We start from the raw sequence: 19,344 nt of genomic DNA, 5'->3' as shown, positions 1-19,344 counted from the left end.
TTTTCAAGTCAGAGGGCAGAGGACAGAAGGCAGGAGGGAAGAGGGTTTTAGCCTTGTTTATCTTTCTTAACATAGTTGTGTTTTTTCCCACCGACCTACTTATATCTCTAATTATGATTAATTGCAGCAGCACATGAAATGATGGAAAGTGACTGTGCTGTTGGGAATTTAGTCATGCAAGGTAAATTAATTATTTTTGAAGGGGTGGAAGGATGTGGAAAAACGACTCAAATACAACTGACAAGCCAATGGTTGCAAAGTCTGGGTATTGAAGCTGTGGTGACGCGAGAACCTGGGGGAACTGAATTAGGTGTGGATTTGCGACGACTATTGCTGGAAACTGGAAAAAATCACATTGCCAGCCGTACTGAACTATTATTATATGCAGCCGATCGCGCCCAACATGTGGAACAGGAACTCAAACCCAATCTCGCATCCGGTAAATTTGTATTGTGCGATCGTTTTATCTATTCAACCATAGCTTATCAAGGTTACGGACGTAGTTTAGATATGGATTTAATTAACCAACTCAACCAAATCGCGACAGCAGGTTTAGTTAGTGATTTAGTTTTTTGGTTTGATGTAGATGCGGAAATTGGACTCCAGCGCAAACGCAGTAGTGGAGAAATAGCCGACAGAATTGAAGAAGAAAAAATCGACTTTCACAAACGAGTCCAACAAGGATATGGCGAACTTGCAAAAACCTACCCCGAATTCATTATCAGGATAGATGCGAGTTTGAGTAAAGAAAGCATACAACAGCAAATTCAGGACAAGTTGAGCAAAGTCATAATTAATTAGTAATGTCCTTCTTCACACCATTAATTGGACAGGTACAAGCAGTAGAATTACTGATGCAAGCAGTAGTAAAAAATAGAATTGCACCAGCATACTTATTCGCAGGTGCGAATGGAATTGGGCGTGGATTGGCAGCACGGTGCTTTATCGAAGTATTATTTAGTCAAGACCCCACAGCCCAAAACCGCTTACGTCAAGGGAATCACCCCGATTTACTGTGGGTACAACCAACCTACCAACATCAAGGAGAGCGCTACACCCCCCAGGAAGCCGCAGCCAAAGGGATAAAACGTAAATCACCGCCTGTAATTCGTCTCGAACAAATCCGTGAAATTACGGAATTTTTGGGTCGTCCAGCAATGTTAGCACCAAGAAGTGTGGTAGTCATTGAACAAGCTGAAACCATGGCAGAAGGGGCAGCCAATGCCCTGCTCAAAACCCTAGAAGAACCGGGAAGAGCAACATTAATTTTAATTGCCCCTTCAGTGGATGCAATATTGCCAACATTAGTATCACGCTGCCAAAAAATACCCTTTTATCGCCTGGATGTTGTCGGCATGGCAGAAGTATTAAATGTCACAGGACATGGAGAAATATTACAAAACCCCACTATTATTAATTTAGCAGCAGGAAGTCCAGGGGAAGCGATCGCATCTTACGAACAAATGCAAGCGATTCCGACTGAGTTATTACAAGCATTACAAAAAACCCCTGCAAACCAACGTCAAGCTTTAGAATTAGCCAGACGAATCGATAAAGAATTAGATACGGAAGGGCAGTTATGGCTAGTTGATTATCTGCAACAGTTGTACTGGCAACAGCAATACAAAGCGAATATGATCGAAGAATTAGAGAAAAGCCGTAAATATCTGCTTTGTTACGCACAACCCCGTTTAGTTTGGGAATGCACCCTGTTAAAAGTGGTAGCTAACAGCTAACATCAGTTTCGCCTCAATATTTACGAGAAACATGATGTCGGCAGAATTTTTAATCGTCACATTATGTTTCGGCTAATTACTGAAAATTAAAATTTCTCCCCCTCCCCGCGTCTCTAAGTCTCCATGTCACTCTTAATAATTTGTCCGTCCTTTTCTGCGCTTTTGTTTTTGTACGGGGCGCATAGCTTCCCGCCCTAAAAGAAACATTCCGGCGACACCAAGACAGACAAACCAAACATACTGATACCAATATTGTCGCACCTGCTCGATCGCATTTAGTTCTGGGTGTAATGTACTTAAGTACAGCAGTAGCATAATTACCATCAATGCCCCAAATCCCACAAAACTTAGACCAATCCAAATTCTGGCATTCCGCAGTTCCCAGTCGGAAATTTCCTCTATATCGATTTCTGCAAGCTCATTCAATGTATTATCTGCTACAGAAGAAACCTTTTGCAAACGCTGGCTCATCTGTGAGGGTAAAACAGGTACAAGTGCAGCGACAGTGGGACGACGCAAAGAAATTTCTGCATCTCGTAATATTTCTAATGGTTTACGAGTTGCGGGTTCGGCAAATTCAATGTTTTCTGGTTCCAAGTCCATAAATTGCCCGATATTTAATGCTATGAGTCGGTTCACAGTTCTTAGTACATTATGGCGGACATCAAGCATTTATGTTGACTACAAGTCCAGTAAATGCTTATCTCCCGAAACTAATGGGTGAGCGTTTGTAGTAAAGTTTTGGGAAGTGTATAGTAACAAATATGCTTTACCTATTTTTAATGGTGAAATTCGTTTAAAAATTTAAAAATTAGCCTAGCGATTATTTATGCAACCTCGGAAAAGTGTGATTGAAATTTTTTCAACCTTCATTCAATTCGATACCGAACGTTTTCACTGCTGGGCTACAGATGGACGTTTGCGTCGAAGTATGCAAAGTAATCTGAAGATATCCCCGGATGAAACCTCGGAGGATATTTGGGCGCTATACTGGCACAAATCTTGGCATCAGCCAGACACTGCAACTATTTCCAAACAACATTTAATTGCCTATTTGCAGGAAGCTTGTTATTGGAGTTCGCAAAAAATGGTACAAATGTTTGCGAATACCCAGCATACATTACCTGACTTCTTCCAGATTGCCATAACTCAGTGCGATCGCATCCTCAAAGGTTTTAATCCCAATCAAGGTTTTGTCCTCAAAAATTATGCGAGTACGATTTTTGGCACCGTGATTCGGGAAACCCTACGTCAACGTCACGAAGTTGATATTTGTTCTACTTGGGGAATTTTGCGGAAAATTAGCCAAAAACGTTTGCTAGAGTCTTTAGAAAACGCTGGTTTATCGAAGGAGACGATTACATCCTATGTCACAGCTTGGAATTGTTTTAAATTAATTTATGTTCCTAGCCAAGCTGGCACTAGTCGTCAATTGGCTCGCCCGGATGACAAAACTTGGGAAGCTATTGCTAAGGCTTACAATTCTCAAACCATTTCCCGAACAACTCCCCAAACCATCGAAACTTGGATGCAAGCTTGTGCGAAAGCTGCACGTAACTATTTATATCCCAACATCACCTCTATCAACGCCCCCACGGGAAGCGAAGATACTTATGAGTTTGTTGACAATATCCCTAGTAACGAACAAGACTCGCTCTTAAGTGAGATAATTGCCGCCGAAGAACAGCAAACACGCACCTCGCAGCTTGGCGAAATGAATCAAATGCTCATTGATGCAGTCAATAAACTGGAACCAGAAGCTCAAGCAATCCTCAGACTGTACTATACCCAAGGATTTACCCAGCAACAAATAGCCAAAGAATTACAAATTCAACAATATACAATTTCCCGCCGCATTGCGAAAGTCCGAGACACCCTCCTCAAAACCTTAGCAAAATGGAGCGAAGCAAAACTGCATATTTCGATGACATCAGACCTACTTAAGAGTACAAATACAGTTATGGAAGAATGGTTGCAATCCTATTATAAAGGCTGAGGGCTGAGTAAGAAGTTAGTATACCCTGGGCAGTTAGCTATTAGCCCAAAGCTAAACCCACACCAGCTAATAGCCATTGGAACAATCCATTTTCAACCACGCCCAGTATAGTCACCAATTAGCCAATACCCATTACCCAAAACAATGACTACTAACCTATTTACTTTCGTTACGCCCAGAGATTTAATTTTAGAAATACCGCAAAATGCCTATAATCAAGCGTGGGGAAAAAGCCAGGTACATTCTAATCCAACTTCACGCTATCAAGCATATTTAAATGAACTTTGCCTGAGTGCTGTCTTACCTTGGTTACAGGAAGATGTCGCACCACAGGCAAAGGTATGGTTTAATACCACTGCTTTACCCAGTTTTTGGGAACTGGTAAATGGGACCGTCATTTGTATCGACGCAACTCGTGTTATCTTGGTTCCACAGGAAAGTATTGATCTTGGAGAATTACGAGTTCCGCAAGAATGGGTAGATATACCAAGTTGGATTGGCGATTATTATCTCGGCGTAGAAATTGAACCTGAAGATGGCTATGTGCGCGTTTGGAGTTACTGTACCCACGCACAACTCAAGCAGCAAGGAACTTACGATGCTAGTACCCGTACTTATGCTCTGGATGCGAGTGATGTGATTGATGATATATGCATATTTTCGACTGCTTGTCAAATATGTACTAATGAAGTTACCCGCAGTCAGGTGGCAGCCTTACCAGCCTTGAGTGCAACCCAAGCAAACAATTTAATTGTCCGTTTAGGTGATCGCGAAATGCTGGCACCACGTTTAGAAATTCCCTTTCCCACTTGGGGTGCATTAATTGAACACGGTGGCTGGAGAAAAAAATTATACCAACAAAGAATAGGGCAGCCAGAACAGTTTTCCATTTTTCAATGGCTGCAAACTAGTATACCACAAGCTGTACGGGAATTAGGCTGGGATGCTATCAACCTGCAATTGGGGGCAGGCGCACGTAGTCTTGAAGAAACAGCAGCAGAAAATATACTTTCCCGGCAATTAACGATCGCCGGACAAAATTATGAATTGCGGGTAATTCCTCAAATAGAAGCGGAGGAGGACGAAGAATCGATCATCTGGCGTTTTGAATTGCGAAATACAGCAGTTGGGGGGGTTATTCCCGGTGGCTTTAAATTGCGACTGCTGACAGAAGATTTACAAACATTTCCAGACAATGAAATCACAGCCAATACGGCGACAGAAGTGCTGGCGATTGAAGTTGCCTTAGAAGCAGGCGAGGGAATTGTTTGGGAAATTGAGCCATTGCCAGAAAATTGCGATCGCGAAATTCTCAGATTTTAGTTAGTTGTTTTGTATTTGGGTAATTTAAATAAGATATGAATCAGGGTAAAATTGGCGTTGCGGTTATTGGTACAGGATTTGGTCAAAAAGTCCACATTCCTGGATTTCAGGAGCATCATCGTACAGAAGTAGTAGCAATTTACCACCGTGATATTGAAAAAGCAAAAAAGATTGCTAGTGCTAACAACATACCATCAGCTAGTGATGATTTTATAGAAATTATTAATTTACCAGAAGTTGAGGCTGTAAGTATCTCCACACCGCCATTTTTGCACTATGAAATGGCAAAAGCAGTCCTGAATGCCGGCAAACATTTATTATTAGAAAAACCAGTCACATTAAACGCTAGGGAAGCCAAAGAACTGTATCAACTAGCACAGCAACAAAATGTGATTGCCACCGTAGATTTTGAATTTCGTTGTGTGCCTGGATGGCAATTATTTGCAGAATTATTAACATCAGGATATGTCGGCAATCAGCGACTAATTAGAATTGATTGGTTAGGTGCGTCCCGTGCAGATGCATCGCGCCCTTGGAATTGGTACTCTCGCAAAGAAGAAGGCGGTGGTGCATTAGGTTCCTTAGGTTCCCACGCATTTGATTATATTTATTGGTTATTTGGTTCGGTACGCAGATTAAGCGCCCATTTTAGCACTGCAATTCCCCAAAGAATTGACCCCAGTACAGGGGAATTAAAATTAGTCGATACTGACGATACTTGCATGTTAATGTTGGAATTAGCTGATGGTACACCATGCCAAGTTTGTATTAGTGCCGTAGTTCACGCATCTCGTCCCCATTGGTTAGAAGTATACGGAGATAAAGGGACTTTGGTGTTAGGAAGTGAAGAACAAAAAGATTATATTCATGGTTTTCGAGTCTGGGGAAATAAAATTGGCGAAGCATTAGCAGAAATTGAAATTCCCAATAGTTTTATCTTTCCCAAAAATCATGCAGATGGGAGAATTTCTGCATTTATTCGTGTAATCGATAATTGGGTAAAAAGTATTGATCAAGGAAAAGCAATAGTTCCTTCTTTAAGGGAGGGAGTTTATTCGCAATTATTAATGGATTTGGCGCATCAATCGAATTTAACATCTCAATGGGTAGATGTACCCGAATTACAGGATTTTTTGAGAAATTAGCCTAATTCATCAACTGTAAATAACCATATTAAATGTAATTCTAGCTCCCGGTAACATTGATGAACATGAATTTTTTCAACCTGTTGAATCCGAACTCAGATTATTGAGGAGTTTATAATTAAGTGAAACCAATCTTGGGTTTAGCAATTAGTTCCATATTCATTTCTGCACCAGCTTTTGCACAGATAGGATTACAACCATTATCTGGGGTGAAAATTTTAATTAACCCAGGGCATGGAGGGCAAGAAACTGGCGCGGCTGGCGCAACGGGATATTTAGCTAAAGATGTTAGCCTGACAGTATCTAAGTTGCTGCGTGATGAACTGGTTTTAAGAGGTGCGGTAGTGGTGATGACACGAGAAGATGACAGAGAAGTAACTTTGTCGGCTCGCCAAGCCATGATTGATCAACAACAACCAGCGATCGCTCTCACTATACATTACACAGCAGTACCTGATGAGGGAGATGCGGAGAATACCAAGGGCGTGAGGACTTTTTGGTATCATTCCCAAGCCCATAGCCTAGCCGTTTTTCTCCACAATTATCTAGTTAATCAGCTAGGACGTGCATCAATGGGGGTGTTTTGGAATAACTTGGCGCTCACTCGTCCGGCGACAGCACCATCAGTGGTAATGGAACTGGGTTTTATGACTAACCCCGAAGAATTTGAATGGATAGCCAACAGCGATGAGCAAAAAAAATTAGCGCGAGTCTTGGCAGATGGGGTTGTTAAATGGTTTCAAGGCATCACTCCGCGATCGCTATGACACCGTAAGTCTATCAAGCACTTCACAAGTTCCTCAACTTTTTCACGTAACCTCTATATCATAGCCAGATTGGCTTTTCTTTTCTTTATCGCGATCGCGTGGCGTGGTTATGAAGCGATTACCATTATCCGACCAACCGACTTACCGCCAACCCAACCCGGAAACTGAGACTTTGCCCAAGCGTCTGCCGAAAATCTCACGCAAACGTTTGATTTATGCTGCGATCGCATTTGGGACTATTTTCTTAGTTGTGCAGGCATTTCGTCCTGCCCCGATTCCCGTTGATACAGGGCTTGTGAGTCGGGGTGAATTGCGAGTGACAGTCAATGCCGAAGGTAAAACAAGAGTACGCGATCGTTTTACTATTTCTGCTCCGGTTGATGGTCGTCTGGCTCGAATTGAACTAGATGAGGGTGATAAAATCAAGCAAGGAGATATGGTTGCTAAAATTGACCCCCTTCCCCTCACATCTTCAGTCAAAGAAGCCTTGGGAAGACTGGCAGAATGGCAAGCACAGCGTCAAGGTGTGGCGACGCAAAGACCGAAGGAAGCTAATTTAGAACAGGCACGCCAAAGAATTCAAGCAGCAATCGCAAATCAACGCCAGGCAGAGGCTAGGGTTATTCAAGCCCAAGCGGCACTCGCACAAGCACGACGGGATAACCAACGTGCCCAAGAATTACAAGCATCTGGGGTAATTCCTCGCCAAGATAGGGAAGTTGCGGAACTCAATCAAACAACGAGAGCCAAAGAACTGGAAACTGCAAGGCTGGCTGCAAAAGCAAGTGCCAATGAAGTGGAGGTAGCCCAAGCAGCCCTAACTGTATTGCAACAACAAAAAAGCGACCCCGATTATCTACTCAAGGTTTACGATGCCCGTATTGCCAGCGTCGAAGCCGAACTCGCCAAGTTAAAGGATGAAGCAGCCCGTACAGATATCCATTCGCCTGTGAGTGGACAAGTATTGCGAGTCCAAAAAAAAAGCGCTCAATATGTTACATCTGGCACGCCATTATTAGATATTGGTAATGTCTCCAACCTGGAATTAGTCATTGATGTGCTTTCTGGCGATGCCACAAAAATTAAACCAGGTGCCCAAATTTTCATCGTTCAAGGAACCGAAACTGAAGCAATCCAGGCGAAAGTTAGATATGTAGAGCCTTCGGCATTTACCAAAGTTTCTGCCCTTGGTGTTGAAGAACAGCGCGTCAACGTTATTGGTGATTTTACTGATAAATCCCATTTATTTGGTGATGCTTATCGTGTTGATGTCCAGATAGTTGTTTGGGATAGGGAGAATCTTTTGAAAGTACCACTGAGTTCGTTATTTCGCTGTGGTAAATCCTGGTGTACTTTTGTGGTTAACAATGGCAAAGCGAATCGAAGACAAATTGAAGTTGGACAGCGCAGCGATTTTGAAGCGGAAATTAGGCAAGGACTTAAGGAAGGTGAGGCGGTAATTCTTCATCCCAGCGAACAAATTGAAGATGGCAAACCTGTTACTGTTCGATGAGCTAAAAGAGTTTAGTTATCATTAATTTTCTCCGCGTCTCCCCATCTCCCCATCTCCCCATCTCCCCATCTCCCCATCTCCCCATCTCCCCATCTCCCATCTCCCCATCTCCCATCTCCCTATCTCCGCGTCTCCCCATCTCCCCATCTCCCCATCTGTTTGCTCGCATTTCTCGCCAATCTTGAGGCGAACCTGAATATTACTCCCTAGTTTTCAACACAGCCACTAAATCCAAATTCACCAATTGACGGCGCACAATTGCTCCAGAAACAATAGCGGCTAGAGTCACCACCACAAATGCAAAGGCAAAACTCGCCCTACTCACAACTAGGGGAATACGATAAAGTTCTGAGTTGTAGGTGAGGGACATTAACGCACAGAGAGCAAATCCGATCGCAAAACCCAAGGGAATGGCTACCAGTGTCAGCACCGCCTGTTCGCCCAAGAGAATTACAGCGATTTCGGCTTGGGTGAAACCAATTACCCTTAGTGTTGCTAGTTCCCGACTGCGTTCTGACAAAGCGATGCGGGCGGCATTATAAACCACCCCAAAGGCAATCACACAAGCGAAAATTACCAACACAGTAGTAAAAATACTGAGACTACCCGCAATAGTTTCTTGAAAACGAGCGATCGCCATTTCCCGTACAGATACCCCGCTCACTGCTGGTGTCCGTTTTAGCAACGCATAAAGTCGGTCAATTTGCAGCGAGTCAGCAGTTAAATAGGCTCCAGATATAGTTCCTCCTTCTTGCATTAACCGATTCAAAGCCCGAATATCCATGTATGCAGAAAGACCAATGAGTTCATCAACTAGCCCCGCAACGGCAACAGTACGAGTCGGTCTTTCCCCCTCCAAAACCTCCACCGTCAGCACATCACCCGGTTTCACTCCGAGAATTTCCGCCAGCTTTGTGGTAAGTATGACTCCATTTTCCGGCAGTTTCAGCGTACGTAAATTCCGATCCACCAATCGACGCAGTTCGCCCCCCACCTCCAATCCCGTCAAAGCAATTCGATAGGTGCGGTGTTGAAAACGCAACCTTGCGGGTACGGCGCGGAATGGTTCGGCACGCAAAACACCTGGTAAATTGGCAACTTCATAACGCACACGGTTGGGACGCGGTTCATTAAATACAATTGTCACATCTTCCCGTTGGACATTACGGTATTGCACATCAATCATATGTTGCATCGCATCGGTTGAGTAACGACCAACAACTAATATCGCCACCGCCAGGGAAATGCCCACAATCGACAGCAAAGCCTGGATTGGCTTACGTTCCAAATTCCGCAAAATCATCCGCCCGACAGGTGAAACAAGATTTTGGAAGCCCAAACGTTCAATCATGGTGGGACGAAAGTGGGCAGGTGGTTCGGGACGCATCGCTTCGGCGGGAGGGAGGGAAACTGCTTTTTGCACAGCCATAAATGCACCAATGACGGCAGCACCAATACTAATCAAAATAGCACCAGCTATCACCCCAGTTCCCGCTTCGTAACGCAGGATGGGAAAGGAGAAAAACCGCATGTAATTCTTAGTGACAGCCGCACCAAACCACAGCCCTAAAGCTGTTCCCAGGAATGCACCTGTAAATGCGATCGCCAGCACAAATTTGAGGTAATGTAAACCAATAGTAACGTTGTTGTAACCAAAAGCCTTGAGGACGGCGATTTGATCCCGTTGGGTGGCAATAATCCGCGACAGCAAAATATGCAACAAAAATGCAGCGATACCCAGAAAAATGGAGGGCACTATAGTTGCAGTTCCTTGTAATTGGGTAATTTCCTCCGAGAGAAAACGGTTAGAAAGTTGGTCTTTACGTCCATAAGCCCCAAATCCGCCATACTTTTCCAACAGCTTATCGAGGTGGAAAATCACATCCGCTTCAATTGCACCCTGCATCAATGTCAGCGTCACATCATTAAACGCCCCATCCATATTAAAAGCAGTTCCCAAAGCCTCCCGTCCCATCCAGAAAACCCCAAACCGCTCATTATCCGGGAAAATATCCCCCGTTCCCTGAATGGAGTAAACATACTCCGGCGACAGCGCTACCCCGACAATTCGCAACTTTTGCCAGCGTCCGTTGATGACTGCACCGAGAGAATCACCCAAATCCAGGTGATGTACCTGGGCAAAGTTCTCACTAATTAATACCTCATCGCTGCGTCCAGGTTCAAGGTAGCGCCCTTTACGCATGTAGAGGTCATTGAGTATCGGCATTTGCCGCTCTGGTATCGATATTAACCGCCCCGTTGCTGGTTCATCCCGTCCAGGAATATCGAGGCTGACATCGGCAATTACCCGCGTCTGTACCTGCGCCACTCCGGGAATTTCCCGAATTTGTGCTGTCAGGGATTCGGGTGCGCGTTTGAGTTGGGCAAAAACTTGGGCAAAATGGTATTCCTGGTAATAGGTAGCTTGAGAAAGCTTGAGGGATTCGTAAGCACTCAACATGGAGACAAAACTGGCAATTCCACAGGCGACAACAAGAGCGATCGCAATTATTTGACCACGCAGGCGTAAAAGGTCACGGATGAGTTTTTTGTCCAGCGCTTTCAGTGTTTTCATGGTAATTACCATCCCATCTCATACCAATTCGCAATTCGCAATTCGCAATTCGCAATTAAAAAACTTAGATGCAGCAAAGCTTTCAGGATTTACATCTGTATCAGATTTTTCGTGAAATGGTATCAGACTATGCTTGGATGTGCTTGAAAGAAGGGAATGAATATTGGCAAATGAAACAGCAAAATCGTAATGAGCGGAAACCACTCAAAATTTGCTGCTGACATTTGATCATCTCAATTTTTTGATCTTGTTCTTCTGCAATTATCCATGAACATTAACATAATTATTTTTTCAATGGAGTAATTCTGAAATTCCTACTTAGAGAGTTACAAATAAAATTTAAAAATCAAAATTTAGTCCGATAAGAGAAACTAGAAAAATACTATTTTTACGGAATCAGATTTAACACAGAGTCCTAAAAAGTTTTATATTACAAATATCTACTTAATTTTAACCAAACATTGTAGTAGAAAACACATTGTTACTGAGTTAATGTACATAAAAATTATGCGTAAATTAGCGTTAATTTTTGCGATCGCACCTCTAATCTTCGCCATGAGTGCTTGTGCCGGAGATTCAGGAAATACAAGCAGCACTCAAACAACCCAAACCACTCGCAATCGCTGGGATACAGTCAAAAATCGTGGTCAGCTAATTTGTGGTGTCAGTGGTGAAGTCCCAGGATTTAGTTTTGTCGGCACTGATGGTAAATACAGTGGTATCGATGTAGATGTTTGTCGCGCCGTAGCAGCAGCTTTATTTGACAACCCCGATGCAGTCGAGTATCGCAATCTCAGCGCCAAAGAACGGTTTACAGCTTTGCAAACTGGGGAAGTAGATATTCTCAGCCGCAACACCACATGGACACTTAGCCGCACAAGCTCAGTTGGGTTAGAGTTTGCACCTGTTGTTTTTTACGACGGTCAAGCAATCATGGTTCGTCAAAATAGTAACATTAAAACCCTAGCAGACCTGAAAGGCAAAGCCATCTGTGTTCAAACTGGAACTACAACAGAGCAGAACTTAGCAGACCAAATGCGGAAACGGGGCATTACCTACAAACCCGTCGTTTTTGAAGATGTTAACGTTACCTTTGCCACTTATGCTGAAGGACGTTGCGACGGGATTACAGCTGACCGTTCAGCATTAGTTTCTCGGCGATCGCTTTTACCTAAACCAGAAGATAACCTGATTCTCGATGAAGTCATTTCTTCCGAACCACTAGCGCCCGCCGTCGCTAAAGGAGATAGTAAGTGGAGCGATGTTGTGAAGTGGGTGGTCTATTCTCTCGTCAAAGCTGAAGAATTGGGCATTAATTCCCAAAACCTAGGACAATTCGCCACTAGCACTGACCCAGATATCAAGAGATTTTTAGGAACAGAAGGAAACCTTGGTGAGAGCCTCGGCTTAACCAACGACTTTGCTGCCCGAATCATCAAGCACGTAGGTAACTATAGCGAAGTTTACGATCGCAATCTGGGGGCAAAAACCAAGCTTAATCTAGCTCGCGGTCAAAATCAACTTTGGACAAAAGGCGGATTACTTTATTCTCCACCGTTTCGGTGAGGGGGATTGTGAAGGACGCGGGGAAATGACTAATGACAAATGACCAATCAAAAATGACAAATCTAAAATTATTGTGGCGCGATCGCAGATTTTGGCAAATTGGGGGACAAGTCATAGCTGTACTTTTAGCAATAGCTGTCGTCACAATACTCTGGAGTAACCTCAACCGCAATTTACAGCAACTAGGTATTCGATTTGGTTTTGATTTTCTCCAACAACAAGCATCTTTTGATATTGGTGAAACTGCAATTAGCTACAAACCAACTGATACCTACAGTCGGGCTTTATGGGTAGGTTTAATTAACTCATTGAGGATAGCAGTTCTGGGAGTTTTTCTGACAACAATTGTGGGAGTAAGTGCCGGAATTGCTCGCCTTTCTGATAACTGGTTAGTGCGGAATATTAGCTTAGTTTACGTAGAAATATTTCGTAATACTCCTTTACTGCTGCAATTACTGTTTTGGTACTTTGCGGTTTTTCTTGGTTTTCCCAAGACAGAAAACAAAATTTCTCTCTGGGGGATGATTTATTTGAGCCAAAATGGTGCTGAATTTCCTTGGTTTACATTATCTCCGGAGTTTTCCGCCTTATTACTAGGGCTAACTTTTTATACAGGTGCATTTATTGCCGAGATTGTCCGGGGTGGAATTCAATCAGTACCGAAAGGACAATGGGAAGCAGCGCGATCGCTTGGCTTAAAACCAGGGTTAGTAATGCGTTTAGTAGTATTTCCCCAAGCCTTGCGGGTAATTATCCCCCCACTGACAAGCCAATATCTCAATTTGACCAAAAATTCCAGTTTAGCGATCGCTATTGGCTACCCCGATATTTATTTTGTCGCCTCCACAACTTTTAATCAAACTGGGCGGGCAGTAGAGGTAATGTTACTAATTATGCTCACTTATCTCACCCTCAGTTTAACGATTTCCCTAGTCATGAATTTATTGAATCGCAGCGTGCAGATTCAGGAGAGATGAAGCAGATATAGACGCGATAGCGGCTTCCCGTAGGGTGGGAGATGAGGGAGATGAGGGAGACGCGGGGACGCGGAGAAATAACAAATAACAAATAACAAATAACAAATAACAAATAACAAATAACAAATAACAAATAACAAATAACAAATAACAAATAACAAATAACAAATGACAAACCCTCAATTCTTGTGGCTGCGTAAAAATCTTTTTAGTAATTGGTACAACAGCTTATTAAGTGTTGTCTGTTTCGCTTTCTTAGTTTGGTTAGCTAGGGGTATTTTTATTTGGACAACTACTCAAGCCCAATGGGCAGTAGTTGAAGTTAATTTACGTTTATTTTTAGTTGGTAGATTTCCTCAATCCTTATATTGGCGGATTTGGATTGTGTTGGCGATCGCCTCTACTTTAGCTGCTGTAACTTGGGGTATTTTTTCTCACAAACAAAGGTTTTCAAAGCCTAAAATTGTTATTTTTATTTTATTTTTTTGTTTTTTATTAGTTGTTTTACCCTTAGATTTTACATCCCGGCTATGGTTGCTATTTAATGCTGTTTTATTATCTCTAGGATTGTGGCTGGGGAGAAAATTTACTAAATTAATAGCGCCCTTACTTTCTCTAATCTGGTTATTATCTTTTCCCATAATTCTCTGGTTAATTGGTGGTGGATTTGGTTTGCAATCTGTCTCCAGTAATTTATGGAATGGTTTGCTACTTACTTTGTTAATGGCAATAGTGAGTATTTTACTGTCTTTTCCCATTGGAGTTTTACTAGCACTAGGACGCACTAGCAATTTACCGATAATCCGGTGGTTTTGTATTCTTTACATTGAAATTATCAGAGGATTACCCCTGATTGGGATTTTGTTCCTAGCACAGGTTATGCTGCCATTATTTCTACCAATTGATCTACGATTAGATCGAATAATGCGAGCAATTACGGGACTAATATTATTTAGTGCTGCATACATGGCAGAAAATGTCCGGGGTGGACTTCAGTCCATCTCTCGTGGACAAATTGAAGCAGCAAAAGCATTAGGCTTAAATTCTCTCTTGATGCTGACATTAATTGTGTTACCACAAGCTTTACGGGCAGTTATTCCGGCAATTGTTGGGCAGTTTATCGGTTTATTTAAAGATACTTCATTGCTCTCTTTGGTGGGATTAGTAGAACTTACCGGAATTGCCCGTTCAATTTTGGCGCAACCTCAGTTTATTGGACGTTATGCAGAAGTTTATTTATTTATTGGCTTAATTTACTGGATATTTTGTTATTTGATGTCTTTGGCTTCTAAACGATTAGAAAGGCAGTTAAGTAATTAAAATGAAAACATAAAAGTTGACTTAACTTATGCAGAGGTGTAGATAATAAAAGTTTAAAAGGTGAAATATTTATGTCAGAACAAAATCCCATAATTATTGCTGAGGATGTACACAAATGGTATGGAAAATTTCACGCTCTTCAAGGTGTAAGCCTAACAGTAAATCGTGGTGAAGTTGTGGTGTTGATGGGTCCCTCTGGTTCGGGAAAGTCTACATTTATCCGAACATTTAATGCCTTAGAAGCATATCAACAAGGCAGAATTGTTATAGATGGTATTACCCTGAGCCATGATTTGCGAAATATTGACGCAATTCGCAAAGAAGTGGGCATGGTATTTCAACAATTTAATTTATTTCCCCATTTAACAGTATTGCAAAATATTTCTTTGGCTCCCATTTGGGTGCGACGGTGGACGAAAGCTAAAGCAGAAGAATCAGCAATGCAACTACTAGAAAGAGTCGGAATTTTAGAACAAGCACATAAATATCCAGGACAGTTATCTGGGGGACAGCAACAACGGGTAGCGATCGCTCGTGCTTTAGCGATGCAACCTAAAATTATGCTGTTTGATGAACCAACTTCAGCCTTAGACCCAGAGATGGTAAGAGAAGTTTTGGATGTGATGCGGGGACTTGCTGGTGATGGGATGACAATGGTAGTTGTCACCCATGAAGTGGGATTTGCCCGTGAAGTCGCTGACAGAGTAATTCTGATGGATAGCGGTTCCCTAGTTGAGTCAGGAACACCAGACAGCTTTTTTAATAAACCCCAAGAAGAACGAACTCGTCAGTTTTTATCACAAATTCTCTAAAAATATGCCTAGTAGTCTGGCAAACCATAATTGACGGGTTGAGATTAACTAGAACAGACGGAGACGCGGAGACGTGGAGATTTTTGTTCCTGCAAAGTAACTTGGGTAAACTACTAGATTACCTCAGGTTTCATATCAATTTTTTGTAGTTACCAGACGCTGTTATTTTAACTCACGGTTTCTGGTACATTACTGGTAGATTAAATTTAATCACCATTGTGTAAATTTAATAGGGTCTAGCGCATGAAAATTATTCATGGAACCTGGATACCGAGTGCTGAAGCTGATTTTCTTCAAACAGGTAGTTTATTCCTGTGGGTGGAAACTCCTATCACTACAAAAAGTAGGAATAAGAACCCAAAAATCCATCCTGGGCATCTTGACAAAAATGCATTGATTACTTTTATTACTCAGGAATTAGGAATTAAGATTAACCCGCTCGAAATAGAAAAATGCATATTCCCACAATATTTCGCTTTGCCAACTGCGAGCGATCGCCCTTTACCTTCTCCAGAATTAGGTAAATATTTAGAAGCGGAAATTCCCGAAGATTATGAATTATCTTATTGGCAGGTGGATTGTTATGATATCCAAACAGTTAATGCTATAAAAATCATTAGCGATATTCATTTTTTGACGCTATATTTATCAAATGAAGTGCAGCTTGGTTCGGATTTATTATTCTGGTATCACTACAGCCAAGCTTTTAAACAAGTTATTCTCAAAGACCAGTATATTCCTGCATTCAAATATCAAATTAAAGAAGTTGCTGCCACGGTAAATACAGCAAAAAATACAGCAAAAAATACAAACAAAAATTCAACAAAGACAAGTAAAAAGCAAACTGAGACTCAAACGAAACAATCATCGGAAATTTACGCTATTTGGGAAATAATTTCCGAACAATATGAAGCAAATATTGCCAAGTATGTCGAATATATGCCACTAATTTGTGTGGCAGGTTCTGCAACCCATAACTCAGAAGTAGAGTTATTCGATCGCGAAACAATTTTACGTCATTTTAGCGAATCTCTTTTAAATGCTATTGTCACTAACACCGCCTCAACAGCAGCTTTTGATAAGCGAATAGAAAATTCCTTAATTTATAGCTGTCTCTATCAAAAAAAGTGTAATCCCATCCAGGGAAATATCGCCCTAACTGAATACCAGCAATGGTTAGCTTGGAAAAGTAAAATTACCCGCAGTCAAAATAACTCATCTTTTCATCTTTGCTTTCAATTACAATCACCTGCTTCCGAAGCAATTGATAATTGGCAGATTCAGTTTTTAGTCGCTAGCAAACAAGACCCTTCCTTAAAGTTAGCATTAGTGGATTACTGGAATCTCAAATTGGCGAATGGAGACTTAGAAAGTGCTAGTAATCAGAGTAATAATAGGAAAAATAAAAAATCCCCTGCCCCAAATTCCCACTCCCAACTTCCCAACTTCATCGATCGCAACTTTGAAACCAATCTCCTCCTAAATTTAGGATATGCAGCCAGAATGTATCCGAAATTATGGCAGGGAATGGAAACCGATAAACCAATTGGACTGCAACTTAGCTTAGACGAAGCATTTGATTTTCTCAAAGAAAGTGCTTGGGTATTAGAAGACGCAAATTTCAAGGTAATTGTACCAGCTTGGTACACTCCCGCAGGTCGTCGTCGGGCAAAAGTTCGACTGAAAGCTTCCTCTAGGAGAAAATCTGCCAGTAAGAACGATAAAAAAGGTTATTTCGGGTTGGATTCACTGGTAGAGTATGAATACGAACTGGCGATCGGCGACCAACTAGTTTCCCGGAGCGAGTGGGAACAATTAGTTAATGCTAAAACCCCCTTAGTACATTTTCGCGGTCAGTGGATGGAATTAGATCGCGATAAAATGCAGCAAATGTTGGAATTTTGGCAAACTCATGGTGACGAAAAACCTGCAATGTCAATGTTAGATTTTCTCCAACGCAGTGCGGAAGCTGGGGAAGATTGGGACATTGAACATGATGATTTTCTTTCGGAGATGGTGACTAAACTGCAAGATAAAAGTCAGTTGGAACCAGTTTGTGAATTACCAAATTTGCAAGGAAGTCTCCGAGAATATCAAAAACGGGGTGTTTCCTGGTTAAGCTATCTGGAAAAATTAGGATTAAATGGCTGTTTAGCGGATGATATGGGATTGGGAAAATCCGTCCAGGTAATTGCCAGACTCGTACAGGAAAAAGATGAAGAGGAAAAATTGAGTCCAAATATTTCTTCTGGAAAATTAACTGTCGAGAATAAAAAAGGTAAACAAAAAGAAAATACAAACTCAGATCAGATCAACCAAACCTTATTACCCACACTATTGATTGCACCAACCTCAGTCTTGGGAAACTGGCAAAAAGAAATTGCTAAATTTGCACCACATTTGCGATCAATGGTACATCATGGCAGCGATCGCATCACCGAAAGTAGAGATTTCCAAGCAGCTTGTCGGCAACATGATGTGGTAATTACTTCCTTCACCCTAGCTCGCAAAGATGAAAAACTCTTGAATAGTGTCGAGTGGCAGCGTTTGGTATTGGATGAAGCCCAAAATATCAAAAATCCCAAAGCCGCACAAACCAAAGCTATCCTGAAAATATCGGCAAAACATCGGCTTGCATTGACGGGGACACCTGTAGAAAATCGCCTGCTGGATTTATGGTCAATTTTTAACTTCCTCAATCCTGGTTATTTGGGAAAAGAAGCCCAATTTCGTAAATCCTTTGAAATTCCCATCCAAAAAGATAACGACAGGGTAAAATCCACTACCTTGAAAAAGTTAGTCGAACCCTTAATTCTTCGCAGAGTTAAAACCGACAAATCAATTATTAACGATTTACCCGATAAAGTTGACCAAAAACTATACACCAACCTCACCAAAGAACAAGCATCCCTATACGAAGCAGTTGTTAAAGATGTCGAAAAGCAACTAGAAGAAGTCGAAGGAATTCAACGCAAAGGTTTAATTCTCTCCACATTGATGAAATTAAAACAAATTTGTAATCATCCCGCCCAATTCCTCCAAGATGGAAGTGAATTTTCAACGGAGCGATCGCATAAACTCAGTCGTTTAATAGAAATGGTAGAGGAGGCAGTTGCCGAAGGAGATAGTTTACTCGTATTTAGTCAATTTACAGAAGTATGCGAATCAATCGAGAAACATATCAAACATGGACTGCATTACAACACATATTACCTCCACGGCGGCACAACCCGCCAACGCCGAGAAAAAATGATTACCGAATTTCAAAACCCGGAAACTGAACCATCAGTTTTTATACTTTCATTAAAAGCAGGTGGTGTGGGAATTACCCTGACTAAAGCTAATCACGTCTTTCATTTTGATCGTTGGTGGAACCCAGCAGTCGAAGAACAAGCAAGCGATCGCGCTTTCCGAATTGGGCAAAAAAAGAATGTTTTCGTACATAAATTTGTGGCAATTGGAACTTTGGAGGAAAAAATTGACCAAATGATTGAAGATAAGAAAAAGCTTGCGGCTGCGGTAGTTGGAAGTGACGAATCATGGTTGACAGAACTGGATAATGAAGCCTTTAAACAGCTAATAGCATTGAATAAAAATGCAATATTAGATTAGAG

Annotated in this window: 15 protein-coding genes and 1 pseudogene; 13 read left to right on the top strand and 3 right to left on the bottom strand. The window is 41.8% G+C overall.

All coding sequences use genetic code 11. The annotated features are described in order from the left end of the window. Positions 1–174 precede the first annotated feature (174 nt). Together tmk and VB733_RS24100 are read left to right on the top strand one after the other, a co-directional pair. Positions 175–801, top strand: coding sequence for a dTMP kinase (gene tmk / locus VB733_RS24105; RefSeq protein ID WP_323342592.1), 627 nt, complete (start codon positions 175–177; stop codon positions 799–801). A 2-nt stretch (positions 802–803) separates the two neighbouring features. Then, the gene (locus VB733_RS24100) at positions 804–1,736 is read left to right on the top strand and encodes a DNA polymerase III subunit delta' (protein WP_323342590.1); all 933 of its coding nucleotides are present in this window, start codon (positions 804–806) and stop codon (positions 1,734–1,736) included. A 132-nt stretch (positions 1,737–1,868) separates the two neighbouring features. On the opposite strand, the gene VB733_RS24095 is transcribed toward VB733_RS24100, so the two are convergent. Further along, the gene (locus VB733_RS24095; protein WP_323342591.1) at positions 1,869–2,339 is read right to left on the bottom strand and encodes a hypothetical protein; all 471 of its coding nucleotides are present in this window, start codon (positions 2,337–2,339) and stop codon (positions 1,869–1,871) included. A 226-nt stretch (positions 2,340–2,565) separates the two neighbouring features. Between VB733_RS24095 and VB733_RS24090 the strand changes: the two genes are divergently transcribed. The 5 genes and pseudogenes from VB733_RS24090 to VB733_RS24070 all read left to right on the top strand — a co-directional run bounded on the left by VB733_RS24090 (position 2,566) and on the right by VB733_RS24070 (position 8,480). Then, positions 2,566–3,732: a sigma-70 family RNA polymerase sigma factor gene (locus tag VB733_RS24090; RefSeq protein WP_323342589.1), complete on the top strand. Its 1,167-nt coding sequence runs from the start codon at positions 2,566–2,568 to the stop codon at positions 3,730–3,732. Positions 3,733–3,876: 144 nt separating this feature from the next. Next, positions 3,877–5,055, top strand: coding sequence for a DUF1822 family protein (locus tag VB733_RS24085; RefSeq protein WP_323342588.1), 1,179 nt, complete (start codon positions 3,877–3,879; stop codon positions 5,053–5,055). A gap of 35 nt (positions 5,056–5,090) precedes the next feature. After that, complete coding sequence (locus tag VB733_RS24080; RefSeq protein WP_323342587.1) at positions 5,091–6,200, top strand: Gfo/Idh/MocA family oxidoreductase; 1,110 nt, start codon at positions 5,091–5,093, stop codon at positions 6,198–6,200. A 194-nt stretch (positions 6,201–6,394) separates the two neighbouring features. After that, positions 6,395–6,967 (top strand): annotated as a pseudogene (locus tag VB733_RS24075) (N-acetylmuramoyl-L-alanine amidase family protein); the annotation flags it as partial. Between the two features lie 109 nt (positions 6,968–7,076). Then, positions 7,077–8,480 (top strand): efflux RND transporter periplasmic adaptor subunit, encoded by a 1,404-nt coding sequence (locus VB733_RS24070; protein ID WP_323342586.1) that lies wholly within the window; start codon positions 7,077–7,079, stop codon positions 8,478–8,480. A 1-nt stretch (position 8,481) separates the two neighbouring features. Here VB733_RS24070 and VB733_RS24065 read toward each other — a convergent pair whose 3' ends face one another. Both VB733_RS24065 and VB733_RS24060 read right to left on the bottom strand, forming a co-directional pair. Next, the gene (locus tag VB733_RS24065; RefSeq protein WP_323342585.1) at positions 8,482–8,649 is read right to left on the bottom strand and encodes a hypothetical protein; all 168 of its coding nucleotides are present in this window, start codon (positions 8,647–8,649) and stop codon (positions 8,482–8,484) included. Positions 8,650–8,679: 30 nt separating this feature from the next. Next, a complete protein-coding gene (locus tag VB733_RS24060; protein WP_323342584.1) occupies positions 8,680–11,055 on the bottom strand; it encodes an ABC transporter permease in 2,376 nt (791 codons plus the stop codon). Between the two features lie 68 nt (positions 11,056–11,123). Here VB733_RS24060 and VB733_RS24055 point away from each other — a divergent pair, with 68 nt between their 5' ends. From VB733_RS24055 to VB733_RS24030, 6 genes are all read left to right on the top strand, one after another. Next, positions 11,124–11,276 carry a hypothetical protein gene (locus tag VB733_RS24055; RefSeq protein ID WP_323342583.1) on the top strand — a complete coding sequence of 51 codons (153 nt, stop codon included), beginning with the start codon at positions 11,124–11,126 and terminating at the stop codon, positions 11,274–11,276. 286 nt (positions 11,277–11,562) lie between these two features. After that, on the top strand, positions 11,563–12,621 hold the full coding sequence (locus VB733_RS24050) for an amino acid ABC transporter substrate-binding protein (RefSeq protein ID WP_323342582.1): 1,059 nt from the start codon (positions 11,563–11,565) through the stop codon (positions 12,619–12,621). A 53-nt stretch (positions 12,622–12,674) separates the two neighbouring features. Then, positions 12,675–13,598 carry an ABC transporter permease subunit gene (locus VB733_RS24045; RefSeq protein ID WP_323342581.1) on the top strand — a complete coding sequence of 308 codons (924 nt, stop codon included), beginning with the start codon at positions 12,675–12,677 and terminating at the stop codon, positions 13,596–13,598. Between the two features lie 168 nt (positions 13,599–13,766). Continuing rightward, positions 13,767–14,918, top strand: coding sequence for an amino acid ABC transporter permease (locus VB733_RS24040; protein WP_323342580.1), 1,152 nt, complete (start codon positions 13,767–13,769; stop codon positions 14,916–14,918). Positions 14,919–14,989: 71 nt separating this feature from the next. Then, a complete protein-coding gene (locus tag VB733_RS24035) occupies positions 14,990–15,730 on the top strand; it encodes an amino acid ABC transporter ATP-binding protein (RefSeq protein ID WP_323342579.1) in 741 nt (246 codons plus the stop codon). Positions 15,731–15,973: 243 nt separating this feature from the next. Further along, positions 15,974–19,342: a DEAD/DEAH box helicase gene (locus VB733_RS24030; RefSeq protein ID WP_323342578.1), complete on the top strand. Its 3,369-nt coding sequence runs from the start codon at positions 15,974–15,976 to the stop codon at positions 19,340–19,342. Positions 19,343–19,344: the final 2 nt, after the last annotated feature.

Source organism: Calothrix sp. UHCC 0171 (genome assembly GCF_034931845.1).
Taxonomy (GTDB): domain Bacteria; phylum Cyanobacteriota; class Cyanobacteriia; order Cyanobacteriales; family Nostocaceae; genus Brunnivagina.
The sequence above is the reverse complement of the archived record's forward strand: the minus strand, read 5'-3'. Positions and strand labels throughout refer to the sequence as shown.